2 protein-coding genes are annotated in these 2089 nt (G+C 36.1%); one reads left to right on the top strand and one right to left on the bottom strand.

All coding sequences use genetic code 11. The features are described 5' to 3' along the window. Positions 1-127: 127 nt before the first annotated feature. Positions 128-1426, bottom strand: coding sequence for a histidine decarboxylase (locus AC3DU7_RS32185; RefSeq protein ID WP_488043293.1), 1299 nt, complete (start codon positions 1424-1426; stop codon positions 128-130). A gap of 313 nt (positions 1427-1739) precedes the next feature. Here AC3DU7_RS32185 and AC3DU7_RS32180 point away from each other — a divergent pair, with 313 nt between their 5' ends. Then, on the top strand, positions 1740-1970 hold the full coding sequence (locus AC3DU7_RS32180) for a hypothetical protein (protein WP_488043292.1): 231 nt from the start codon (positions 1740-1742) through the stop codon (positions 1968-1970). The last annotated feature ends 119 nt before the right edge of the window (positions 1971-2089 follow it).

Below are 2089 nucleotides of genomic sequence, written 5' to 3'. Positions count from 1 at the left end.
CACAATGATTGGGTTTGTGCCCTTATTGTTAGGAGGTGGTAGTTTTTGGCCTCCTCTAGCTGTGGCGATCGCTGGTGGTGTTGGTGGTTCGACTCTTGTTGCTCTCTATCTGGTTCCATGTTGTTATTTACTTTTGGTTAATTTTGGTAGAAATAGATAAATCCTGAATTAACAGGTCTATTTTCTCTTGAGAAACGTGCTGCATGACAACAACATGAGCTAAATTATCTTGGGTAGCTAACTGCCATTTCCAACAAATTTCTTTGGGAGGTTTATCAAAAACTACTGTAATAGAAAAGTCATTTAGCATGGGATTATAGCCAATTATTTGTAGACGCTTATACAAATAACGAGCATTTTCTATGCTAGTTGAAACCTCTTGAGCAAACTGTTTTCTTCTCTTGAAGATAGCGTACCACAGGAATAGAACCGCTAACCCATTACGAGAACCAGTAATAGTCGTATCTTTGAGACCAAGACCAACATATTCAATCTCTCTATCCATATTTTCTACTAAACTTTTCCGAGTCATTACTACTCCATAAGGAATAGGACTTCCCAGAAATTTGTGACCACTGATGGCAATACTGCCAATAGGATAATCTTGAAAACTAATTTTTGGTGCTCCTTCTATGAAAGGAAGCAACATCCCACCCAAAGCAGCATCACAGTGAATATGGAAAGGAATATTGAGCTTCTCCAAAATTTCCACAGCTCGATCTATTCTATCTACTGCTCCTTTCATAGTTGTTCCCAAGTTGAGATTGAGAATCACACTATGCTCTTTTCTTTTTGATATTTCTTGTTCGAGATGTTCATAATTAATTTCACCATTTGCCAGGGAATTAATGATTACATGAGGTATTTTGAGGAGATGAGCGGCTTTCGGTATTGAGTAATGACTATCTTGAGAGTAGTAAAGAATTCCATTGGGATACAGATCTCGTCCTATTAAGATACCGTAGATATTTCCTTCAGTGCCGCCAGTAGTAACATAACCCCAATGGTCTGATAAGTTGTACAATTGAGCAAAATACCTGATACAATACTGTTCAAATATTTTCGATTGAACCAGATAATTACCAAGTTGGAATGGATCTCCTGCATTATTTATGTGATAACCAAGAAAAGGAAATAATTCACTGTAATTAAAGTTGTAGTTTCCTGGATATCCCAGGCTATAACTCACACTTTGACTCAATAAACGCTTATACATTTTTTGAATCATTTTTTCTAAAATTTCCCCATCTTCAGAGTCTATAGTGTTAAGCATTTTAGCAATAGCTTGTCGCACTTGCTCAATTTCTAATTCCAAAATTTCAGCAATCTTTTCCACAGAAAAGCCTTCCTTTAATAAGCGAGGAATAACTTCTATTTTTCCCTCTATTTTTGATTCTGCTATTAATTCTTGAGCAATCTGAGTCATTAGTATTTAGTTTTGATAAATTTTACATGACAATTATACCTTATGGCAGATGGGTAAACTTAATTCAAGGTTTTATTGCTTCTAGGGTTTTACCTTCTGAAGTTTTGAATAAGTGGCAACAAAGCCGTTGAATAATTAAAATTTGGCGTTGCTGAATTGAAGTATGAATACGTGATTGTTTAGTTCTGGTCCACGCCCCCAAAATTGGGGGACTTTTAGAGTTTTATTCCCCCCAAAATTGGGGGGCTAGGGGGGCAAAATCATACCCAGAATCAGCAACGCCTAAAATTTTGAGTTACCATAGATATATTGCTTGGAAATTGCTGGAGAGTCGGAAAAACAAGGTGATGCGAAAGCTGCTTTGTTTGGTATGGTGCGTCTTGTCTTTTTATTAGCAGCTTCAATCTTAGTTTTATCCTTTAATTTTTTCCGAGCAACTGCCATTATTGGTGGAGTTGCTATATCTGCCATTGGTTTAGGATTTTTCGGTTTATGGTTATTTGGCTATCCTTTTGGGTTTATGAGTCTGATCGGCACATTATGAGTTTTATAACAAATAAACCTGATAGATTGTTTTGAGAGGAGAAAAACTGATAACTTCTAACTTTTAACTGAAATGGCTACCTTATTTTATCGGAACTTGCGATTATTAATACTAACTAT

Source organism: Okeania sp., from assembly GCF_983059655.1.
The sequence above is the reverse complement of the archived record's forward strand: the minus strand, read 5'-3'. Positions and strand labels throughout refer to the sequence as shown.